The 22,647-nt window shown below is 28.1% G+C and carries 16 protein-coding genes, 1 pseudogene and 1 CRISPR repeat array; of the genes and pseudogenes, 2 read left to right on the top strand and 15 right to left on the bottom strand.

The window, feature by feature from the left end; translation table 11 throughout:
* Nucleotides 1–91 precede the first annotated feature (91 nt).
* Entirely contained in the window at nucleotides 92–4,336 is a 4,245-nt protein-coding gene (locus tag BM335_RS14835) for a PAS domain S-box protein (protein WP_090230319.1), read from the bottom strand.
* Between the two features lie 100 nt (nucleotides 4,337–4,436).
* Entirely contained in the window at nucleotides 4,437–4,913 is a 477-nt protein-coding gene (locus BM335_RS14830; protein WP_090230315.1) for a hypothetical protein, read from the bottom strand.
* A 131-nt stretch (nucleotides 4,914–5,044) separates the two neighbouring features.
* Here BM335_RS14830 and BM335_RS14825 point away from each other — a divergent pair, with 131 nt between their 5' ends.
* Both BM335_RS14825 and BM335_RS14820 read left to right on the top strand, forming a co-directional pair.
* Nucleotides 5,045–6,781: an ABC transporter ATP-binding protein gene (locus tag BM335_RS14825; RefSeq protein WP_090230311.1), complete on the top strand. Its 1,737-nt coding sequence runs from the start codon at nucleotides 5,045–5,047 to the stop codon at nucleotides 6,779–6,781.
* Between the two features lie 262 nt (nucleotides 6,782–7,043).
* A complete protein-coding gene (locus BM335_RS14820) occupies nucleotides 7,044–8,192 on the top strand; it encodes a thrombospondin type 3 repeat-containing protein (protein WP_090230307.1) in 1,149 nt (382 codons plus the stop codon).
* Nucleotides 8,193–8,260: 68 nt separating this feature from the next.
* Here BM335_RS14820 and BM335_RS14815 read toward each other — a convergent pair whose 3' ends face one another.
* The 13 genes and pseudogenes from BM335_RS14815 to cmr1 all read right to left on the bottom strand — a co-directional run bounded on the left by BM335_RS14815 (nucleotide 8,261) and on the right by cmr1 (nucleotide 22,638).
* Complete coding sequence (locus BM335_RS14815) at nucleotides 8,261–9,004, bottom strand: hypothetical protein (RefSeq protein WP_143102435.1); 744 nt, start codon at nucleotides 9,002–9,004, stop codon at nucleotides 8,261–8,263.
* Between the two features lie 293 nt (nucleotides 9,005–9,297).
* The gene (locus BM335_RS14810; RefSeq protein ID WP_090230300.1) at nucleotides 9,298–10,446 is read right to left on the bottom strand and encodes an AGE family epimerase/isomerase; all 1,149 of its coding nucleotides are present in this window, start codon (nucleotides 10,444–10,446) and stop codon (nucleotides 9,298–9,300) included.
* Between the two features lie 757 nt (nucleotides 10,447–11,203).
* Nucleotides 11,204–11,994: a CRISPR direct-repeat array (repeat unit 36 nt; unit sequence GTTTTTGACGTTTCAAATTTGTCGTATAAGGCTAGC).
* 90 nt (nucleotides 11,995–12,084) lie between these two features.
* Nucleotides 12,085–12,375: a CRISPR-associated endonuclease Cas2 gene (gene cas2, locus BM335_RS14805; protein WP_090230295.1), complete on the bottom strand. Its 291-nt coding sequence runs from the start codon at nucleotides 12,373–12,375 to the stop codon at nucleotides 12,085–12,087.
* A pseudogene (cas1, locus tag BM335_RS15930) lies at nucleotides 12,356–13,348 on the bottom strand (CRISPR-associated endonuclease Cas1). Before cas1 ends, cas2 begins: the two are co-directional and overlap by 20 nt.
* A gap of 1 nt (nucleotide 13,349) precedes the next feature.
* The gene (locus BM335_RS14790; RefSeq protein WP_177219224.1) at nucleotides 13,350–14,399 is read right to left on the bottom strand and encodes a reverse transcriptase family protein; all 1,050 of its coding nucleotides are present in this window, start codon (nucleotides 14,397–14,399) and stop codon (nucleotides 13,350–13,352) included.
* Complete coding sequence (locus BM335_RS14785) at nucleotides 14,356–15,171, bottom strand: hypothetical protein (protein ID WP_090230277.1); 816 nt, start codon at nucleotides 15,169–15,171, stop codon at nucleotides 14,356–14,358. Before BM335_RS14785 ends, BM335_RS14790 begins: the two co-directional genes overlap by 44 nt.
* Nucleotides 15,168–16,505, bottom strand: a complete 1,338-nt coding sequence (locus tag BM335_RS14780) for a hypothetical protein (RefSeq protein WP_090230273.1) — start codon at nucleotides 16,503–16,505, stop codon at nucleotides 15,168–15,170. The genes BM335_RS14785 and BM335_RS14780 overlap by 4 nt, the downstream gene beginning before the upstream one ends.
* A 4-nt stretch (nucleotides 16,506–16,509) precedes the next feature.
* Nucleotides 16,510–17,445: a type III-B CRISPR module RAMP protein Cmr6 gene (gene cmr6 / locus BM335_RS14775; RefSeq protein WP_090230268.1), complete on the bottom strand. Its 936-nt coding sequence runs from the start codon at nucleotides 17,443–17,445 to the stop codon at nucleotides 16,510–16,512.
* Nucleotides 17,446–17,479: 34 nt separating this feature from the next.
* A complete protein-coding gene (gene cmr5 / locus BM335_RS14770) occupies nucleotides 17,480–17,845 on the bottom strand; it encodes a type III-B CRISPR module-associated protein Cmr5 (RefSeq protein ID WP_090230263.1) in 366 nt (121 codons plus the stop codon).
* A gap of 3 nt (nucleotides 17,846–17,848) precedes the next feature.
* A complete protein-coding gene (gene cmr4 / locus BM335_RS14765; protein ID WP_090230258.1) occupies nucleotides 17,849–18,769 on the bottom strand; it encodes a type III-B CRISPR module RAMP protein Cmr4 in 921 nt (306 codons plus the stop codon).
* Nucleotides 18,770–18,780: 11 nt separating this feature from the next.
* Nucleotides 18,781–19,893 carry a type III-B CRISPR module-associated protein Cmr3 gene (gene cmr3, locus BM335_RS14760; RefSeq protein WP_090230254.1) on the bottom strand — a complete coding sequence of 371 codons (1,113 nt, stop codon included), beginning with the start codon at nucleotides 19,891–19,893 and terminating at the stop codon, nucleotides 18,781–18,783.
* Nucleotides 19,877–21,661, bottom strand: coding sequence for a type III-B CRISPR-associated protein Cas10/Cmr2 (gene cas10, locus BM335_RS15600; protein WP_143102434.1), 1,785 nt, complete (start codon nucleotides 21,659–21,661; stop codon nucleotides 19,877–19,879). Before cas10 ends, cmr3 begins: the two co-directional genes overlap by 17 nt.
* Nucleotides 21,661–22,638: a type III-B CRISPR module RAMP protein Cmr1 gene (gene cmr1, locus BM335_RS14750; protein ID WP_090230249.1), complete on the bottom strand. Its 978-nt coding sequence runs from the start codon at nucleotides 22,636–22,638 to the stop codon at nucleotides 21,661–21,663. The genes cas10 and cmr1 overlap by 1 nt, the downstream gene beginning before the upstream one ends.
* Nucleotides 22,639–22,647: the final 9 nt, after the last annotated feature.

Here is a 22,647-nt window from a genome sequence, read left to right as displayed (position 1 = left end):
CAATAGTTGTGCAACTTTTAAAAATAGTTGTGCAACTATTGCGTTAAAAGTGCCCAACTTTTTTAAGTGAATGTTTTAGAAATTTCAGAAGCTATAATTGTATGTTTTTTTTAGAGAAGTATTTTTCAATTTTTTCAAGTAATTCAATTTGATTAATTGGTTTTGAAATATAATCGTTACAACCAGCCGCTAAACTTTTTTCTCTATCGCCTGTTTGAACAAATGCAGTTTGCGCAATGATAATCACATCTTTATTAAATGCACGTATTTGACGTGCAACTTCATACCCGTTCATAATTGGCATTTGAATATCTAATAAAATAAGGTTAATTTCAGGATCGGCTTTAAAAATTTCTAATGCCTCAACACCGTTTGAAGCTATTAATAAATTTGCTGCTTTTTTAAATAGTATTTCTTGTAAATATAACTGTACTAAACTTTCATCATCAACAATTAAAATATTTAAATTAATAGGTTTAGTGTTATTTTTAGAGGTTGCTAAACTTTTAGTATTGTTGGCATCACTATCAATATTTTCATTTGTTTTTTTTATAGGAATAATAAAAGTAAATGTAGAGCCTTGACCTAAAATTGATTTTAAATGAATAGTTCCGTCAAGCATTTCTGCATACGATTTTGAAATGGTAAGTCCTAAACCAGAGCCTTCATATACTTCTTTATCTTCAATATCAGCTTGTATAAATCGATCAAAAATATGGGGTTGACGGTCGGTTGGAATGCCAATGCCCGTATCTGAAACAAAAATTTGCAAGTTGTTATTGCTTAAAAAGCAGCCAATTTCAATACTACCTTGTTTGGTGAATTTTATGGCATTTTTTACTAAGTTTTGAATAATGGCATATATTTTATCCGGATCAGATTGTATGGTTAAATCACTTAATTTAGGGTCGATTGAAACAACCAGTTCTAGTCCCTTTTTAGTAGCTTCGGGTTTAAAAAAGGTATAAATTTCTTGTATTTGTTTACTAATATTTACTTCTTTACTGTAAATAGTTACTAATTTTGATTCAATTTTTGAAATATCAATAATATCATTAATAGTGGTTAACATTCTGCTACCGCTTTTTTCAATAATTTCAATATATTTTTTTTGTTTTTCTAAAGAAAGGTTTGGCGTTTTTAACAATTCTGAAAAGCCTAAAATACCATTCATGGGTGTTCTAATTTCGTGACTCATATTGGCTAAAAAAGCTGATTTTAGGCGATCGCTTTCTTCCGCTTTTTCTTTAGCAATAGTAAGTTCACCTAACATTTCTTTTTGTTTGGTAATATCTTCTTTAATGGCAATAAAATGCGTAATGTTACTATGTGCATCTAATACTGGTGAAATGGATGCTTTTTCCCAAAATAATTCGCCATTTTTCTTTTTATTATGAAATTCACCAAACCATTCATTTCCAGAAAGTAATGTGTTCCATAATTCTTTGTATTCTTCGGGAGATTTTTCGCCAGATTTTAAAACGCGAGGGTTGTTACCAACTAGTTCATTAAAACTGTACCCCGTGGTTTCTGATGTTTTTGGATTGGCATATTCAATTTCACCTTTTAAATTGGTAATTACCACAGAAACCGGACTTTGATGGATGGCTTTTGAAAGTTTAGAAAGTTCTAGTTCATGATGTTTAATTTGTGTAATGTCTAATAACATGCCTACTATTTTATTTTCAAATAATTTGGCATTCATTAAACAATATTTAATTTCTTTGTTTTTGGTATAAAACTCAACTTCATAATTATTTACAAAACCATTTTTTTGCAGGGTAGCTAACATTTCATCTCGTTTGTTAGGCTGTACGTATAAATCTAAAATATTGATAGTTTCAATTTCACCATTTAAAACATACCCACTTTGGTCTTTAATGTATTGGTTGGTAAATAAAATGTTTCCTTTTAAATCGGTTTGATACACCCCAATTAAAGCGTTTTCTACAATGTTCTTGTAGTTTTCTTCAGATTCTTTTAATTGTTGTTTTTGTAAAATTTCTTCTGTTTTATTGGTCATAGAGCCAATAAATTTAATAGGGACATTATTTTTATCTTTCAATTTAAATGCGCGGTCATGTACACAGGCATAGGTGCCGTTTTTGGTTAGCATTCTGTAATTGTCTTCCCAGTATTCGTCTTCATTATTTAAAAAGGCATTTAGTTTGTCAGATACTCTTTTTAAATCGTCTGGATGCACAATATCTTTTATGTCGTTTTTAGTAAATTTAAAATCATCTTGATTCCAACCAAAAACCGTTTCAAAGTTTTCACTACGCCAAAAAGTTTCATGTATTAAATCGCGTTCCCAAATAACTTCATTGGTTGCTTTGGATGCTAACCTAAAGCGTTCTTCACTTTGTTTTAGTTGTAACTCAGCATTTTTAAGTTTGGTAATATTTACCAAATATCCTCTAGTTTTAATTAGTTTGTTGTTGGAGTCAAAAACGCCTATTAAATTGATTAAACAGTTTATTTTAGTGCCGTTTTTAGTAATAAAAACTATTTCTTCATTTAATACTTTTTTATTGAGTAGTATAGTTCTTAATAAAGTAGTTCTTTTTTTAGAATCATTAAATAAATCTGTAATAGCTATATTTTTTAGTTCTTCTAAACTTGAAAATCCAAAAAGTTTAAGAAATGTTCTGTTACAATCTATAATTTCACCTTTCACTGATGTTGTAAAATTTGCCGAAATATCGTTTTTAAAAACATCTTCTAATTCATTTTTAGCTTCTGTAATTTCTAATTCTTTTAGTTTATTTTCTGTAATATCTTGTATTAAACCCGATATAGAAATTGATTTGCCTTGTTCGTTGAATAAATGATTTCCAAAAGCTCTAATCCACCTCACGTCACCATTTACTTTAACTATTCTGCATTCAAAATCCCACGATTTACCTTCAGTAATTGCTTTATTAAAAGTGTTTGTTACAAATTCTTTATCTGATATAAATACATGGTTTAAAAATGTTTGAAAGGTCCATTCATCAAGCACTTCAGTATAACCAAAAATTTTATCATGTTGTGGCGACCTGGATGCATAATTGGTAATTAAATCTAAACTCCAAATCCCAATATCATTAATATCTAATACCGAGTTTAATTGCTCTTCACTAATTTTTAATTTAGTTAATGCTATTTTAAAATCTGAGATATTTTCAACTACGCCATCGTATCTAATAATTTCTCCTTCACTATTTTTAATAGCTTTGGCGCTCTCTTCAACGGTTATAATAGTACCATTTTTAGTATACCATTGTACTTCAAAGTTTTTAATTTCACCAAGTTTTTCCATGAATGATATAAACTCATCTCTTTTTTTTTGATTAACGTAGCTTCCTTTTGATAAATCTATTTTCATTAAATCCTCTAAAGAATCAAACTCCAGCATTTTTATTAATGCAGGGTTTGCTGAAATTATTTTTCCTTGAGGGGTGGTTTGGTACAAACCTACAGTGCTATTATCAAACAAACTTTGGTATAATGATTTGGAGTCATTCAATTCTTTTTCTACATTTTTAGAAATTATTTGATAACTAATTATTATGAGTGTTATTGAAATAAATAATAAAATGGAGTTGGTGAAGTTTTCGTTATGTTCAGTAACCAAATGAGATTCAATACCATTGCTTATAAGTATAAAAAAAAGCAATATTGGTAAAAATGCACGAATTAATTTACTTTGTAAAGAATTGCCTTTTAAGTTATAAAAAGGCCAAACATCAAACTTTAATAAATATAATTGTAAAATGCTTAAAACAAATAGCGCAATTGCTGTTGGAAAAGCTAATGAATACACATTGTTTAAATAAAATGTTGAAATATTCTCAATATATACCAATATAAATAAGCTACTTACTATAAATTGTATGTAAAAACATCCTTTTAAAAAAAGAAGTGTTATTTTTTTTAGGGGTTTTATTTGATACAGTAAAAATGACGCACTTGAACACAAAAAAAGTAGTGTAGCAATGGGTGAAATTTGCACACTATTTTCAACATTTTTAAGAGTGCTAACCCAATTAAAAAAGGCGTTTTCAAAATTCCATTGCGGTATGAATAAAAAATCAATTGCATTCAGTAAAGTAATTATAAAAGTTAAACCAGCTAAGCTGTTTGCTATTGTATTTAAAAATTTACTTTTTTTGGTAGAAAAATAAATACCATAAAAACTACCAGATATAATTAATAATACACTAGCTAAAACCGCAATAGGTAAATATTTTGATGAAATATGTGTTAAAAAGGGTATGTTGTAAAACCAGCCAATGAAACTTAAAAATCCGATACCTATAATTAATAAAGCTAGTTTTAAAGATAAGTGCTTCATAAGCAGGTGTTTGTTGTAAATACGGGGCTTGTAATTATACAATGGCTAAAGTATGTTTTTTATAGAAAAGTAATTATGATAAATGTCAATACAGTTTTTTTTACAATGAGAGTATAGATAATTGTTGGGTATAATCATATTGCAAATCTTCATGAACGCTAGTTAGCTTCTTTTTTATAGCTAATTTTTCTCTTAAATATATGTTTTTTAAGGTTACATTATTTTTGATTGAAGGTTTAATTTCCAACATTTTTTTACAAAAATAGAGGAGTAGTTCAATTTCTGTCTCTTTCTTTTTAGAATAGCGGATATTTGTTTTAAGTATTCTTACTATTTTTCGAACACTTTTTTTAATATAAAAATAAGAATTGGTATTGATGCTGTCAAACAATATATCAGCTTCACTTTTAACAGTTTCAATAAAGCCTTCTTCATTGGCAGCTTCAAATAATGTATAAGTTAAAAGCTCTTTATTTTCTTTTTTAAATTTTGCTAATTGTAAGCATACATTTACTAATTCTTCATTAGAAAGGTGTTGCAATTCTGTTTTAATTTCTTTAATGGTTACTGCTTTCATAGTTCTAATTTAATTAAAACATGTTGGCAACCCTAAAAAATGAAAATACTTTTTTTTAATTTAATTGTTTATATATGCTGTCTATTTGTCAAATGTATATATTTGGCTTAATTTTAGACTACTAACTAATTATGAAAAAAAATAACGTATCATTATCGTGGGCTATAAAAGAATTTATTTGGCCAAGACGCATTATAGTTTTAATAGGAATTGTTTTAATAATAATAAAAAGTTTATCAGGTTTAGTTTTACCATACGCTAGTAAAAGTTTAATTGATGACGTAATTCCATCTAAAGATACAAGTACATTAACTACCTTACTGCTATTTGTATGTGGTGCAATATTATTGCAAGCCGTTACCTCATTTTTGCTAACACGATTATTAAGTGTGGAGGCGCAACATTTAATTTCTGTATTACGAGCCAATGTTCAAAAAAAGCTATTAACATTACCAATTAGTTATTTTGATAATACAAAATCTGGCGCATTAGTGTCAAGAGTTATGACAGATGTTGAAGGTGTTCGTAACATTGTTGGAACTGGTTTGGTACAATTAATAGGCGGTTCTTTAACAGCAATTATATCATTAGTCATCTTAATTAAAATTAATGCGACTATGACCTTTTTTGTATTGGTTCCTGTAGGTATTTTTGCTTTTGTAGCCTTAAAAGCTTTCGGATATATTCGGCCAATTTTTAGAGAACGTGGTAAAATAAACGCCGAAGTTACCGGCAGATTAACAGAAACTTTAAATGGTGTGCGTGTAATTAAAGGTTTTAATGCCGAAGCTCAGGAAAATAAAACATTTGAAGAAGGCGTAGAGCGTTTGTTTTTAAATGTTAAAAAGAGTTTAACCGCAACAGCTTTAATTACAAGTTCATCTACCTTTTTATTAGGATTAGCGTCGGCAGGAATTATGGGAATTGGTGGTTATTTTATTATGAAAAACACTATGACTTATGGTGAATTTGTATCTTTTACCTTGTTTTTAGGGTTTATGATTGCACCCATTGTACAAATGAGTAATATTGGCAGTCAGCTTACCGAGGCAATGGCAGGATTAGATAGAACGCAGGAAATTATGAATATGGCTGAAGAGGATAATCCAGAAGAGCGAACTGTAGTGTTAAATGAAATTAAAGGAACTATTGTTTTTAACAATGTTTCTTTTAGCTATCAGGAAAACAAAGAAGTATTGCATAACATTTCTTTTGAAGCACCAGCAGGTAGTGTTACAGCGTTGGTGGGTTCTTCAGGTTCGGGTAAATCTACCATAGCAAGTTTAGCAGCTACTTTTTTAAATCCAATTTCAGGTTCGGTTATGTTAGATGGTATTGATTTAGCAACGGTAAATTTAAGCAGTTTTAGAAGTAGGCTAGGCGTAGTGTTGCAGGACGACTTTTTATACGAAGGAACTATTCGTGAGAATATTTTATTTCCAAGACCAAATGCTACTGAAGAACAGTTACAACAAGCGGTTAAAGGTGCGTATGTAAATGAATTTACCGATCGGTTTGAAGAAGGTTTAGATACGGTAATTGGTGAGCGCGGTGTAAAATTATCGGGCGGACAGCGTCAACGAATTTCTATTGCACGTGCATTATTGGCAGATCCAAAAATTATTATTTTAGATGAAGCCACTTCCAATTTAGATACTGAAAGTGAATCATATATTCAAAAAAGTTTAGGCTTGTTAATGAAAGACAGAACTACCTTTGTAATTGCACACAGGTTAAGTACTATACAACAAGCCGATAGAATTTTAGTTATTGAAGATGGAACTATTGTAGAACGCGGAAAACACGAAGAATTGATTGCTAAAAAAGGAAGATATTTTGATTTATATACCTATCAAAGTAGGATTTAGTAAAAAAATCTATTTTAGAATAAAAGCCCTATTTATTAATTAGCAAGGCTTTTATTGTTAAAAATTGTAAACATTATTTGATTGACTTAAAATATAGTGCTAATTATTGTTAAAAATTAGGGTTTTATACAAAAAACAAGCCAATTTGTTTTTTTTAATTCAATTTTATAAGATTTAAAGTTAAAAAACAATAAATTTGTTTTAATTAATTAGAAAAACACTATAAAATTATTTATAGCTCTAACCAAAAAAATATTTAAACATGAAACATTTAAGAATTATTACATTAGCATTGTTATGTGGTGCTTTTTTTACGAGTTGCGAAAAGGAGACGGTTATTTTACCTGAAAATGCAACTAATTTTAATAAAGAGTTACTTTTAATTTCACCTTCATTGAATAATAAAATTATAGGTTTTAAGGATGATAATAATAAAATTATAGGCTACTATTATGAAAATAATAGCAAAGAAATTTTTACAATTAATAAAGCAGAAATAATTTCTAATAGATCTGTTGATGTAAATGAAATTATAAGTTTGGCAGGTGATGAGGATAATTTTGGATATGGAGGTAGTAATAATCCGCCGTGTGCGTATTTTAATTTGAGTGATCCAATTTTAGATCTTGGAATTTTTGATAGAGAAATGACTGACTCTAGCGATCATACTGAGTCTTGGACTCATAATTTTACCAGTAGTATTTCAGAGGGCTTTACAGCTGATGAGGTTACTATTGAAATAAGAGAAACTTTTTCAGATAATAATGCTTCAGTGATTACCATTGATGGTAATGATTATAATTTCACAATTAATGGTGCAAGTGGATGTGATGTAATTTTGCAAACTTTTACGTTTACAGGAGAAGCAGCAAGTTTTGCAAATGACGGAATTATAAATATTACATTTAATGAAAATGGCGATGATATTGCGTTAGATTATTGTAAAGTTACTATTAGATCTAATCCAGATGCCGATAATGATGGAGTATCTGATGAGTACGATAATTGCCCGTTTACAGCCAATGAAAACCAAGCAGATTTTGATGAAGATGGAATGGGAGATGCTTGTGATGACGATGATGATAATGATGGAGTAGTAGATGCGAAAGATGCACATCCATACTCAAACTTTACACCAGATTTTCATATTTATGATAATTATTTTGGAATTGATAATCAACAAGCGCGTAATGGTTCTACCATGATGGATCAATTAAATAGCTTATTAGATGCAATAAATGCCGAGTACAATGGAGAAAACTACAGTGCATTGCATAGAAAGTTTACTTCAGAATTAGCAAAACTTAGTTATTACTGGTACAAAGATCGTTTAATAACATCAAGAGAACGTTCAGCAATTTCAGCCGCTGCTTATAGAGCAGATGTTCCTATGACGTATGGAAATTATTAATTATTTAAAATAATTTTTAAAAAGCCTGTTTAAATTTAAACAGGCTTTTTTTATAATGGTATTAAAGATTAAAGACCAATTCTCCATACTTGAGAATTGATACTTTCTGTAAATTCTGACCATTCATCCATAGCATCTTGCCAACTTCCCTCTCCATTAATTTCTTCATAGGTTTTTTTAATTCCTCCATTATCAATATCTAACTCCGCCCAACTGTTAAAAGGCCACACAATGGCTATCTCTCTGCCATCATTTCCATTAAATTGATTTTCGTAGATTAAAATACTATCATCTGCTTTTTTCTCATGAGCTTCTTTAATTTTAAGCATCATTGCTTTAAATCTATAATAATCGCCACGTTTTAAATCTAAAATCCAGATATTTTCATATTTAGTACTAGCTTTTAGATTGTTATATGATAGTTTTTCATTGTATTTCCAAAATTCACTTCTTCCGTATTCATCAATTGTTGGTGCAACAAATTTATTCCAATGGTCTGCATGCGCACCCTCTCCAGGGCTTCCATCTAAATCAGAAAATGTATTAGGGCCCATTAGCCAAACATACCATCCAGTTTCAGAACCCGTCAAAATATAGTCAATGCTCGCTTTGTAAGGTCCTTCTTTATGATATAAATTATTGTGTTCCTTTGCGGACTTTTCAAAAGCTTTTTCCATACCAATTTTTGGCATAATGTACTGTAAATTAACCATTTCATAGGATTCCTTTTCCTTTTCTTGTGCGTAGCCAATAAAACTTGCTATAAAAACACCAGCAAGCAATGTATTCAATAAAAATTTGTTGATTTTCATAATTATAAAATTTAAGTTAGTAAATAATGATTCATTTGAATTCATACCAAAAGTGTTGATATCAATCAATTTAAAATGAGGTTTACAAAAGTGCTTAAATGTTAAAATATAAAAACGCTTGATAGAAGAGGTAAGTCAAGGTTTTACAATATGATATTTATCATATTGAATGCAATATACTAAAAATAAGGAGATTATAGTTAAAAATTTTAATTATTTTAAAAAGGGTGTTTTAAAATTAGTTTTAATGTAAATTATTTTGCTAATTTTTCTTTCACTAAATACCAGTAAAATTAAATAGAAAACTTTTCAATCATAAAATAATACCGAACGGTGTGGTACATAGATTTCCAAAAATGCACTAAAGGTATTTTGGTATTTGGTTGCTTAGAGTTATAAATTTCTGTATACCATTCTCCACTTTTATCAATAAAATTATCACTAATAAATTTCATGAAATCAATTGCTAAATTTTTATAAAAAATATCATTTGTAATTTTATAACCGTTTAACAATGCAAGAACCATTTCAGCTTGAGGCCACCAAATTTTTACTGTTTCAATTGGCTTACCATTTTCTAAAACATTAAACATACCACCATTTTTAGTGTCAATAGCTTTATTAATTATTTGCGACATTATTTTTATGGCTGTTATATTGCACTGTAAAATCAATTCTTCATTTTTTGTGGTGTTGGCTGCATAGCATAAAATCCAACTACATTCTGCATTATGACCTGCCCACACTTCATTTTTTAAAGGTTTCCAAAGCGTAGTATGTCTATGGATACAATCGTACGTGTCTTTTGTAATAAAATGAGTTAAAATAAGGGTAATAAGTTCTTCAATAAATGGAAGTATACTTTTGTCATTATTGTATTCATACAAGGCTAAAAAAGCTTCTAAAGTATGTAAATGCGTACCAAGAGATTTAGTAGGGGAGCTTCCTAAATTCCAATTTTGATCAAAACCATCAATAAAACCACTATGTTTTGTGTCCCACAGCGTATTTCTTATAAAATTACTTTGATTTTCAATCAATTCATTTAATTCTGTTGATGGATTTATTTTTGCATAAGCAACCAAGCCATATAAAGTAAAAGCTTGTGCCATATTTACATCATCAGGAGCATTGGTAAACTTATTAGATCTATTTTTTGACCAATAATATCCACCTTTCGGGTTTTTAAAAGATTTTAACTGTTGAAAACTAATTGTTGCCAAATTAAGGTATTCTTTCTTTTTTAAAAGCAGATAACCTGTACTTGCACCGTATAATGCTCTGCTAAGATACATAGAACCTAAAGGTTCATCGCTTATAACATTACAAGTAGTTGAAATGCCTGAATACAGTGTGTTATTAGTGTGATTTATACAGTTTTGTAACCAAAATTGAAGATTATTTGTTAGCTCTTGATCTAATAATTTTTTTGAAGGCATCATAAAAAAATGAAAAAATTATTTAATGAGTGGTATTTTATAAAAATTTAGTAATTATTTCCCGATACAACAATTAGGTTTCCTTTATTTATAGTAGCTAGAAAGATTTGAAGTACAAAAAGGCTCGGAAATTAGCACGGAAATTAGCATTTGTTAATAAATTTTATCTATTGGAGTTATTTCTCCCTTAATTTCACCCAATAAAGATAGCTTTTTAGGGCCAATAAACAAAGGATTTTTGATGAAGAACGTCAGATTTTACATTTTTATAGGTGAAACCTTGTCTAATATTTTTACACTTTCAATACACTAAAAAACGAGGTACAGTGGTTTTTACAAAAATTAGCTTTTGAGTATTTACAAGGGCTCCGGTGATTTTGGCTTTTTTTGACGAGGTACAATTTGGCTAATTTCCAAGGTATTTATATGAAAATTGCTGATTATTTTATATTGTAAACAAATGTTAATCAGTAAATTATGAAATTTGTATAAGTATTGTCTATTTAAATTTAGTGAAATTTGAATGAAAAAGGTTTTTATCATTTTTTAAGAATTATATTCAATTTTAATTTTTCTCAAAAAATTGATCAGTTTTAGATACTTATTTATAATAAACCACCCCCGACTTGCGAGGGTGGAAATTGCTATGAAAAAGATGTAGGAAAAATAACCTACAACTCAAATATAAGTTTTTATTTTTTAATCTATTTATTTAAAATTGAGTTTTAAATATTTATTATTCCTAAATTCATTAATATCTTTTTTTGACGTTTCAAATTTGTCGTATAAGGCTAGCATACAAGGAAAAAAGCAGAAATTTATTTTTCTGTTTTTGACGTTTCAAATTTGTCGTATAAGGCTAGCGTATAAAAAATATCTTAGTAAAAGAGAACGATTGTTTTTGACGTTTCAAATTTGTCGTATAAGGCTAGCTTATAAAACTTATGGTACTTGCAGGATTACTGGGGTTTTTGACGTTTCAAATTTGTCGTATAAGGCTAGCAATGACGCAACAAGATAGAGATGAGTTTATGTTTTTGACGTTTCAAATTTGTCGTATAAGGCTAGCTTAAAAAAAACTTAATACCAATGAAAAAACTATTGTTTTTGACGTTTCAAATTTGTCGTATAAGGCTAGCAAAAACAAATGATTTAAAGGATAAGGGCTTTTGTTTTTGACGTTTCAAATTTGTCGTATAAGGCTAGCTAAATATAGGGGATAGACTAGAGTCTTATTTGTTGTTTTTGACGTTTCAAATTTGTCGTATAAGGCTAGCTTTAACCCTTTTCCCTCAGTATACAATTTTTTGTTTTTGACGTTTCAAATTTGTCGTATAAGGCTAGCAACTTGAAAACAAAACTTTCAAAAGAAAATGAAGTTTTTGACGTTTCAAATTTGTCGTATAAGGCTAGCAGATATTAATTTAATAAAAATAAAAATTATGTTTTTGACGTTTCAAATTTGTCGTATAAGGCTAGCTAAATGTCTAACAATTAAATACAAATATTATGAAAGTTTTTGACGTTTCAAATTTGTCGTATAAGGCTAGCCCCATTTTTTTATTTCCTCAATAATAACTGGTTCTTCATTGTTTAAAATAATATGCAATAAAGTAAAATTATGCATTCACTATTTTAAATTCAAACTATCAAAGAACTTAAATCACCTGCTAAATATTTTAAATCAATTTCTAAATTACCAATTATTTTAATATTATAAAAACTTTCGTTTGTTAATTTAATACAATAAACTTTATTAGTTGGCGTATTAATTAATAGCATTTTAATTTTTTGCCATACTTTATTATTAAGCGGATTGTATGGGGCAACAAAAACTGAAAGTTGCAGACGTTCATAACCTGTTTCAATTAATAATTTAGAGATTTTTGTTCTTAAATTATTTTCTGTAATATCATAAAATAGTAGGTACATTGCGCGGAGTATTTAAAATGGATAATTTTAATTTTTTTGCTTGTAAATACATATGGTTTTGTATACTGGATATTGTATTTTCAATTTTAATTCTTGATTGTAAGTATTCCGCAAATGCTGGTAATACTATTTTTTTACCATTTTTACTTAACCAATACCCATTTGTTACTTCATTAAAATGTAAAGGTTTTAGTTCATTATTTAAGCAAAGTTGTAATAATAATCGGTCAATAATTGGTCTAAAAGGTTCAATGGCATCATAAACCAATGTTTCTTTAAAAGTAGTTTTGTGTAAAGCTCCTACAAAGGTATCTAATCCAGCAGCTTGTAATGCTTTGGTTATATAGCTATAAGTAATGCCATATAAATAGTTTAAAGTGGCATTAAAATAATCTTCTCAAGGTTGTCTGGTTCTTTTATTAAACTTATACAAATCAGGTATTACTATATTTATTCCTTTAAAATAATACCGAGCAATTACACCCTCAATTCCCATAAGTGAATTAGAAAAACCATTTGTATTTAAATCTACTATATCAATACTGATTTTATGGATAGTAATTGATGCTACAATATGCTGGAGTTCTGTTTTAAATTTAGGAAATTCAATAATTAACCTGTTTAAAGTTTGTAATTGAAGATTTGTTTTTAATAACAATTGATCTTTAGCCCAAGTTCTACCTTCAATAGAAGTCATAAATTGAATTTGTTTAATACGTAATTCGCTATGTTTTAGATATGTTGGACCTTGAAGTATTGCAATTAAACCACCTGTATAATTATAATAATAAATTGGAATTTCATTAATTGCAGCAAGTTTAATTGCAGAAGCGTTAAATGTTGCATTAGAAGTTACTCCAATACTTTCAATACGTTTTGGGCTTATTATTTTATTCAGCTTTTTGTTGCTTATATTAAAAGAATTGTTTCTAACTGTAATTGCCGTATTGGGAGTATCTATATATAGTTGCATATTATACGTAATTTGAAAATTTTGTCCAACGTTGTACTAAATCAGTATCAGGTTCTAAAGCATTGTAAAACAGATTTAAATAGTTTAGAAATTGCTTACTATTTCTACCTTCAATAGTGCCAATAAAATTTATTTTTCCAAATAACTCTTGTTTAAAAGTTTTTAAAAAGGTGATGATATGTGTTTTACCAGTTATATAATAAACTTCCATTACATTTTTTAATCTAATTAGATCTTTGCCCAACTCTAAATAATAAGCATTATCAATATCAACAGTAGTGTTTAATACCAGACCAGTCACAGTTTTAATGTCATCAGAATTTAAATATCTAGTTTTTTCTTCATTAAAATTAAGTTTATGCCTTAATGCTATTTCATTTATTTGTTTAAAATGAAGTGGAGAAAATGAGGTAGTAACTGAAGAGAAAGTTAAATCATCAACAAAACGAGTATAGGATGTATTATGCTTTTTAGCCCATTGTAGCAGTTCATTATCTAATTTTAAAGTATATAAATTTGAAAGTACAGGTGATGTGGGAGTACCCATTGGTAACCGGTCTTTGTAACAGCATAACTTTGCCAAAGTAGTAGCTGTATAAATATCAAAATTAAAAAATTCACTTTTAAAAATTTGTGTTACATCATCTATTTTAATTTGATGAAAGAAATCTTTAAAATCTGTATTTAGCATAAAAGGTTTTGCTAAATGTTGAGTTGCATTTGTGTAAATATTTTTTGTTTGTTTTTCACCAAGTATACTAATAACATAACCATAGGAACAAACACTTTGATTTAAATAATAAACAGCTTGAAGATACTGATTTAAATTTCGTTGAAGTCTTTTTAAACTTTCATTTGGAGCCTCAATTATTCTAAAAGTGCCGCTCTTTTTTGGTATAGAAAATTGATAGTATTCAGGATTATAACTATGTAAAAGCAATTCATTTTTACTACAGTTTAATAATACTGAAATTTCTTCCAGTGTTTTACAATTAAAAATTTGATTTTCATACCATTTTAATTGGTTTAATGTTGGCTTTTGTTGTTTCATTATGTTTGGTTTTAGTATTATTTCTAATAAAAACACCATTGCCATAACTTACATTTTGTCCTATTGAAAAATAGGATGGAAGTTCATAATTTGTTAAAATATTAATTTTAAAACTAATTTTGTCCTTAGCTATAATTTTACCATTTTCATTTCTTGTTAAAGCAATTGTTGTGTTATGCTTTGTAGGATATTTTTCAATTTTAAACAATTTATATTTATCTTCTTCTAACTGTATAGCCTCTTTAACGTTTATACTTAAACTTTCTAAAAATTGTGACAGATTACCTAATAATCTCGATTTTAATTGATCTTTAGGCACAACACTAACACCTTTTTTATTTTTATCAATATAAAAATTGTTTTCTGTTTTTACACAAGCATTAAAAGGTATCCAATTATCAGAAGTATATACAAATGTTTTTGTTGGGTGTAATTTAAATTGAAATTTTTCGGTGCTTTCTATACAATTTTCGCATAATTCAGGATGTTTTTCTTTAAATAACACAAACCAATATTTTAAAGCATCAATTCTTGTTTGTGAATAGGCTCTTATGGTAAAAATAGTATTTATAGTTAAACAATGTATTAATGATGGAACAGGTTTTTTGGAAGTATTATGAAAATATTGTACGTTAATACCATTATTTCCAAACTCAGTTTTATGCTTGTTAACAAACTCTATAACGCTATCGTGCATAAATTTTAAAAAAGTTTCTCTGTTTGTAAATGAAATATCTAAAAACTGTATGGTATATATGGGTATATTTGTCATTTATTTTTTTCTTTATTTTTTTTAGCTTCTTCCACTTGTCTTTCCATTTCGTTATCAAATTGCATTTGATTGTTTAAATTGCCATATAACTGTGCTGGCGCATTAGCAAAGTTTATTCTTGTTTGTAATTCTGGCTTTACAAATTGAGTTGGAAATTGACCCTTGCCACTTTGTCCATAATAGATAATTGCAGTGGTATCACAAATTGAGTTGGCTAATTTTACGAGGTTGTAAATGTTTGAAGTTTTTAAAACTTTCATATACGATTCAATAGTTTTAATCAAATCTTTCAGAAATTCAATTTCCGTTTCTAAAGATTTGATTTTAACTTCACTTTCACTTGAACTATCTAAGTTATGTATAAAACCTTCTAATTCCCTTATATATTTTTTCGTCTCACACTTCTCCTTTTCTAACCTGAATTGATTTTTATTTCCTAAAAATAGATAGTCTTCGTATTTGATTTTAGGTATTATTTCAGATTTTTTTATTTTGATTAATAATTTTTGATAAGCGCTATTATGAGTTTCAATTTCTGAATTTAAATTTTCTTTTAATAATTCTTCAGATGTTTTTTCTGTTTCATCGTTCTTAAAATATTTGTTACATTCATTAAGAAGTGGCATACTAATGTTTAAATCCCAAATATGTTCATCCTTTATAGCCTGATTTTCAATTACCAGATAATCGTGCTTTCTTATTTGTTCAATTATATTTTTATCTATAGCATTTAAGCCATTTATATTGGCTAAATACTTGTTGTTATTAGTATCTACGTGAAAAAGTTGCATTACATTTTTAAATTCATCTGTAAATTCACTTCCTTCTTGGTTTAGAATAAAAACGTTTTTATCTTTTCTTAATTTAATGTGATTTATTTTGCTTTTTATTATGTTTTTAACGTCTGATACATCTACACCTATTAGTTTTGCAACTTGCTCAGCTACAAGGTTATTTATTGAAGTTCTTACTCCAAAAAAAGTAATAACTCCAATAAGAGCTGCTATTACAAACACCCAATTTCTAATAAGTTCCATTATCCAACTTTTATGGCTTTTTTCAACCTTTTCTGAAAGTGTTATTAGTTTTGTTTGATGTTCTAAAATCTCTTTTCTTAAATTTAAATACTGATCCGTAGCATTATTAATAGTATCTATCTTTATTTTGTTGTTTAAATCTTTTACAACTACAGAAATAGAGTCCATTTTTTTTGTTTGGTTCATAATACTATCTCTATAAAAAGCATCATTAATTAAAACTGATGTAATAATTGCAAATGATAATACCAACCAGGTAATTATTGCATTTTTTTTACTGAATATGTTATTAATCATTTGTTTATTTTTTTAAAGTTAATCTACCGTAACCTACATTTGTTTTTGCGCCTACACCGTTAATTTCTAGTGCTTCTTTTAAAAAGTATTCAATTAATTCAACTATTGAGAAAGTATTTTTTTTCTCAAAATGAGAATTGTGTATAATTTTACTACTTCTATAATTATTGCATTTGCTTTCGTTTTTAGCATTAAAATAGAAGTTAAATTTAAAAGCGGTGTCTTTTACTGTTAGAAAAATTATTGGCGATGGGTTTAAATCATCTGTAGGTAAAATATTGTTGTTTTTATCAGAATAATAATCTCCATAATGTGGGTTCATAATATCTGGTACCATTGTAAAACTATCAACAGGAAAAACATCCATAAAATCTATAATACTTTTATGTGCTTTTTTATTGTAAGACTTCTCTGTACTTCCAAACAACAAGCAAAAGAGTTGATCTTGCATTGCTTCTTCTTCCATTTTTTTACCAACTTTATCTAACTCTTTACTTTCAATAGATTCTATTGAAAAGAATTTTTGAATTATATAATTTCTTAAAATCCCTTTAACGGCTTGTGCAGGTATATAAGGTATGCCATAAATAGGGTGCAAGGTAAAACCATTGTTATACACGCTGACATTCCCCATACCAACAGCCATTCGCCAGTTTTGTTGTAGTTCTAAAGAGCCTGTTGTTTTATGTTGTTGTTTTAATTGCTCAATTATTCCTGTTTGTTTCTTTTGAATTTTTCCACATAAATTTTGAGCTTCAGAATTTGGAGTATGAAATAAATTTTTCCCACTTCTACCCCTGTTGTCATCACTTTCAAGATACTCTAGTTTGGCATCATTGTTACGACCATATTTTTCTACTGCCAAACCGTAATTATCAAAACTGCTGTTATTTCTTTTAAAAAACTCTGTGAGATGATATTTAGGTAATAGTACTTCCATTTTATTAAATGTATTATTGAAATTCAAAACAATTCTAATTAATTTCCGTTTTTGCCATTTCTTTATAGGTATCAGTTAATGCTAAAACCTCTTTGGTTATTTGAATGTGAAGCCTAACATTATAATCTCTTTCAAGTAAATACTGTAGTAAATCTCTAGTGCCAAATGGAATATAATTTTTCTTTAACCATAATGTTATATTCTTGTATAGTTCATTTTTTGTGTTACTTTTTGTATTATTTAAATATGCTATAGTGCTTATTAACCCATTGGCATAAATCATCATTCCCAATTGCTCAATAATAGATTTTAATTCACTATTACCATTGTTTTTAGAAACAAAATCATATGCAAATTGTTGACGTTCTTGTTTTAGATTTTTTAAGTAAGATGTTTTCATAGCTTATTCAGTTTTAGCAGTATTTATAGGATAAAGAGACCTTCTCAATAAACCTTTACCTATACCTTTATCTCCACCAGCTTTAAATAGGGTTGGTAGATCGTCATCGATAAATTTAATGTTATTTTTTGCTGTTAAACGTTCATCTTCTTTTTCTTTAAACTCATCATCAGCAGTAGCAAAAGCGTATAGTATAGTTTCAGGAGGTAAAAACTCTTCGTTAAATAAACCTGTTTCGTTTGCAATTCCTGTATTTGGATCTATGCTGTTTCTCGTAATTTTAGGAGTAAATAATTCTGTAAAATCTCTAAAAACTTCATCTTCAACAATACCAATATTTGTTTTTAGCATATTTGTAATTTCATTGTCAGTAATGTTTCCTAACATTTCAAGTATCCAAGTTCCTATGCCTTTTCCATCTATCTGAACATCCTTTTCAATTGCAGTAAATAAAAATTCTTCTAACACAACTTTTTTATCAAGTTCAATATTAGAGCATTTTTGAGTTATTATTATACCACCATCTATAGAAGATAAATTTTTGATTTCTAATGTTTGTCCAAACATTTTATTTACATCTCTAGCAAATCTATTTAGCACAAACGGACAAGTAAGCCAAGCTATAATTCCTTTTGCAGAGCGTACCGGAAAAAATAAAATACTCGCATCGGTAAAATCTACAGCTGAATGTTTCTCTCCATTATGTCTATTACCAAATATTCTATTAAAGTCATTATCATCATGACCTATATTATCACCAATCGCTTCCCTAATCGCTCCCCTTAAACCAGAACCTTCAAATTTGGGTAAATTGGTATGGCTTTCTCTTTGAATTGGTAAATCTATAGTACCTGTGCTTGTTCCTTTACCTGCGTGTACAGGTTCTTCGCAATACAAAAACAGTATTCTTTTTTCTTGTGACATATTTAATTTTTTTAAAGTTTTGCAAAAAACACCAAGCCAAAGCCTTGCTTTGCATAGGTATCTATTTGAGTTAATTTTTTTCCGTGATAAGCATTGATAAATTCTTGTAATTTTTTGGCTTCACCTTCAAGGTAATAAACAGAGCCAGCAGGTGTTACATTTACATAAGGTTTCGGTTTGTTGAACGCTAAATCCCAGCCACTTATGGTTTGTTTTTTACCAATAACTGCAGCTGTAATAGTTATTTCTTCAGGTAAACAAGGCATAGAACCATTTTCAAAAACCGCAGGTGTTGCCAAATACATTTTTATGGTTGCTTTGTCTTTTTCTAGAACTACTGGCAGCGTAAATTTAAATTTTGTTTCGGTATTTTTTACTTGCACTAGTTTACCTTCTCCACCTAATCGGTTTATATAATTATTATCAGGTAAATCAAGATTGCTAATACTCAATCTGAAATTGATACTATTGAAGTTTGTGTTTTCTAATCGTTTTTGATTAATTCTATACAAATGTTTATTTTCAAAATTAAAACGATCTCTTAAAATACCAATTTTGGGTTCGTCTAATAAAAAATGAGATAATTTAAAGGTGTTAAACTCTTTCTCTTGCTCTTCATTTTCTTCAACCCGTAATTTTAATTCATCTATTTTTCCATTTAAATAATTGTTAAATTCTTTAAATGTTATATAATATTCACCATTGGTACTTCTTACTTTTTCAGTACCTGAATATATTAATTTATGTGTAAATGTATTTTCTGAAATAGTTTCATCTTCTACAGGTTTATAATCTAATTTTATAAAATTTGTAGCATTGCAAAGCACTAAATCTAGTGGTAATGGGAAAATAAGAGTTTGCGTTTTTTTTTGATTTAACTCTAATCCTAAAAAATCTATTTCAAGATTTACTGTAGGGTCATTTTTAGTATTTAAATCTTTTCTAATAAAATCATTTAAATTATTTTTAAAATACAAGTTTCGCAACATTCCATACAAGGTAGAAGGAAACGGCGGAAATATTTCTGGCGCATAACTTTCTTCACCCATTGAAAATGGTCTTCCAGCACCAAAGTAAATTGTATTAAATGGTGTTATTCGGATGTTCTTAATTGTCTTTTCCATCAGTTTTTCTTGTTAAAAAGTCAAGGATTAATAAAAAATCACCAAAAATTTGATTGTTCTTACTTGCTTTAAGGAGCTTTTTTAAGTTTTTAATCATATGCTTAATATAATTTGCTTTAAGCTCTTTATCTTTTACATTACAAGCCCCTGGTACGTATAACTTAATTTTACTTAATGTTAATTCTTCACTTAAATTAAAACCGTATTCTTCAAAAGCGTGATATATTTTTCTTATAAATGCGGTGCTAAATTTTTTTGTTGTTACGTGTTTATGTATTTCAATAAGTATTGGTAAAACTTCCTCTTTATTATATTGCCAATTAAACGTACAATCTATTACATTACCACTATGTTTTAATACACCAATAGCAAAACTATTTCGGTTATTATCTTTTGCCTTTTTCTCCATTTCACTTGCCTTGTCTAACACCATTGCAAGTGGTTGTTTATAGTGTGCAATGGCAACACCTAAAGAAATGGTAATTAACTTCGCTTCTTCCTTTTTAAAGCGGTTTAGTGTTTCGTTATTTATGGTTTCTAAAAAAGTTGTATTTATAATTTTAAGTGCTTCAAATAAGTGGTGAATATTTATAAATGCCATAAAATCTTCTCCACCAGCGTACACAATTTTCCCAATAGGTTCTTTTATTTTATCTTTTATTTCTTGGGCAAAAACACCTAATTGTTTAGATAATGCTATTTGAGCATCTTTAAAATCAATATCAACTTTAAAATGAACTCCCGAAAACCAATCGCCTAAATTATCACCATCAAACCGCACTAAAGCATAATACTTTGTTAGCGGTAATTCTAAATCTTCAGACCAAGCCTTATGTTTATCTATTAATTCCTTTTCCTTACTACTTAATCTTAGTTTTTTTAATATGGAATGAATATTTTCTTTATAAAATAATTGGTCATCTGAATGTTCTAAAAAAATTTCTTTTGTTCTTTTTTGAACAATGTTTTTATATATATTAAACACACCATTTTCCTTTAATTTCTCAAATAAATCCATTAAACAAACTGCAACAGTACTTGGAAATAAATGAGGTTCGTTTTGGTATAAACGTTTTGCTAATGAAACAGCACTTAATCCTTCGCCTTCTTGTAACTGCCAAATGGGAATGTCAGTTTCATTTTCAAGGATTAAAACATCTCCTTCTTCTTGATACAATTTCTTATTTAATAATTCTTTATCAGTTATTTTTTGTTCATCTTTTGATCTTCTATAAAATTTTACATTTCTAGAGCCATCTACTATACATTTTCTTCCTATTTCCGTAGAAATACCAAAGGCATTGTAATTTTTTAAAGACGCTAATTCTTGATTAATTTTTATAAAATCATTTTTAAAGTTGTCTGTTTCTTTGATAATTACCCATTTTATATCAAGGGCATCTTGGAGTTGTTTTAAAGCCCCCTTCGGAAGCTCTTTTTCTTTCGGTAATTTGGTTTTATTTAAAATAGAAATAAAGTAATCGGAAACTTCCTTTTTTATGAGATCAATTTTTGATTTTAAGACACTTTTTTCATCACAGGTAAAAGATGCTAAAAATCGATTGGGTATTGATGTATTTCCTTTAATTAATACAGGTGTAATTAATATAAAGGAATCTTTTTCAAATTCTTTTTTAGCTTGATCAATAGCAATATAAGTGAGTTTACTCAATAATGCACTTCCTGCAAATAAATCGTGTGTTTTACGTGCATCATTTATAAAACTTTTAACAGGACCAATAGTAAATAATAGTAGGTATTTTTTCATTATCGAGGGTCTATATTATTTAATATTGCGGTTTTAAATTTGTTTTGGAGGTTAATACCTTCTAGGGGAGTTTCTTTGCACCATAAAGTTGAAATAATTGGTCTCAACATTTCATCTTCTTTAATTATGGAAACATAGATTGGGGAAGCTAGTCTATTATCTCTATTTGCAAATCCTAAATATTGACCATTATTTCTATTGTTTAGTAAATGAGCTGTATGCATTATTCTGCGTCTTAATTCTTCAAGTGAATCATATCCTTCACCTAATTCAACTGTTTTTAAGAAAGGAATCTGATTATAGATTTTTTCGGAATTTGTAATTGTAATTTTATTATTATTTTCTTTAGAAATAATACTATCATTTAAAATTTTAATAGGAGTAAAAAGACAATTTTTATTATAATTAAGTATTATTTCTTGATGTCCATTTATAATTTTTTCAATTTTCCAAGCTCCATTTCCTCTTCTTGCTCTAAGTCCTAGCCCCCCTAATATACTGGCTAATTGAAAAATAGCAATTACCCATTCTTTATTTTTAAGAATTTGAATTTGAATTGGAAATTCATTTTTACCAATAATTGAATTTGACATTCTTAAGTATTTTCCAAAAGGTTTGTCATTATTTTCGGGATTGGTTAAATAATTATATTCGTTTTTATAAATAAGTTTTCCATTAACGGTTCTTCCGCGTTCATCAACATATTCTGCTTTTATTCTTGAAGAGTCGTATTTTATAGATAAAAATTTAAACGATGGAGGATAATTTATTTGTTTATTCCCTTTATAAAAAGTTCCTCCAAAAAATTCACATTCTTTTTTTTTAAGCTCTTCAATTGTTAAATTAGGGTGTATTGCCCGCCACCAAAAACGCAAAGATGCTTTTATAGCTGGGGCTCTTAATTCAGCCTCATTTTTTATGGCATTTCCAATAAATAATGGCGAAATTGATGTACAATGAAATGTAATTATACTCATAGTCAATTT

This window comes from Lutibacter maritimus (assembly GCF_900116115.1).
Taxonomy (GTDB): Bacteria; Bacteroidota; Bacteroidia; order Flavobacteriales; family Flavobacteriaceae; genus Lutibacter; species Lutibacter maritimus.
The sequence above is the reverse complement of the archived record's forward strand: the minus strand, read 5'-3'. Positions and strand labels throughout refer to the sequence as shown.

Bases quoted from the DNA above. Each gene is read 5' to 3' on its own strand.
- cmr3 (WP_090230254.1), bottom strand. From the start codon at position 19,893: ATGGAAAAGACAATTAAGAACATCCGAATAACACCATTTAATACAATT.
- BM335_RS14825 (WP_090230311.1), top strand. From the start codon at position 5,045: ATGAAAAAAAATAACGTATCATTATCGTGGGCTATAAAAGAATTTATT.
- cmr6 (WP_090230268.1), bottom strand. From the start codon at position 17,445: ATGGAAGTACTATTACCTAAATATCATCTCACAGAGTTTTTTAAAAGA.
- BM335_RS14790 (WP_177219224.1), bottom strand. From the start codon at position 14,399: ATGAAACAACAAAAGCCAACATTAAACCAATTAAAATGGTATGAAAAT.
- BM335_RS14780 (WP_090230273.1), bottom strand. From the start codon at position 16,505: ATGATTAATAACATATTCAGTAAAAAAAATGCAATAATTACCTGGTTG.
- BM335_RS14830 (WP_090230315.1), bottom strand. From the start codon at position 4,913: ATGAAAGCAGTAACCATTAAAGAAATTAAAACAGAATTGCAACACCTT.
- BM335_RS14815 (WP_143102435.1), bottom strand. From the start codon at position 9,004: ATGAAAATCAACAAATTTTTATTGAATACATTGCTTGCTGGTGTTTTT.
- cmr5 (WP_090230263.1), bottom strand. From the start codon at position 17,845: ATGAAAACATCTTACTTAAAAAATCTAAAACAAGAACGTCAACAATTT.
- BM335_RS14810 (WP_090230300.1), bottom strand. From the start codon at position 10,446: ATGATGCCTTCAAAAAAATTATTAGATCAAGAGCTAACAAATAATCTT.
- cmr4 (WP_090230258.1), bottom strand. From the start codon at position 18,769: ATGTCACAAGAAAAAAGAATACTGTTTTTGTATTGCGAAGAACCTGTA.
- BM335_RS14820 (WP_090230307.1), top strand. From the start codon at position 7,044: ATGAAACATTTAAGAATTATTACATTAGCATTGTTATGTGGTGCTTTT.
- cmr1 (WP_090230249.1), bottom strand. From the start codon at position 22,638: ATGAGTATAATTACATTTCATTGTACATCAATTTCGCCATTATTTATT.
- BM335_RS14785 (WP_090230277.1), bottom strand. From the start codon at position 15,171: ATGACAAATATACCCATATATACCATACAGTTTTTAGATATTTCATTT.
- BM335_RS14835 (WP_090230319.1), bottom strand. From the start codon at position 4,336: ATGAAGCACTTATCTTTAAAACTAGCTTTATTAATTATAGGTATCGGA.
- cas10 (WP_143102434.1), bottom strand. From the start codon at position 21,661: ATGAAAAAATACCTACTATTATTTACTATTGGTCCTGTTAAAAGTTTT.
- cas2 (WP_090230295.1), bottom strand. From the start codon at position 12,375: ATGTACCTACTATTTTATGATATTACAGAAAATAATTTAAGAACAAAA.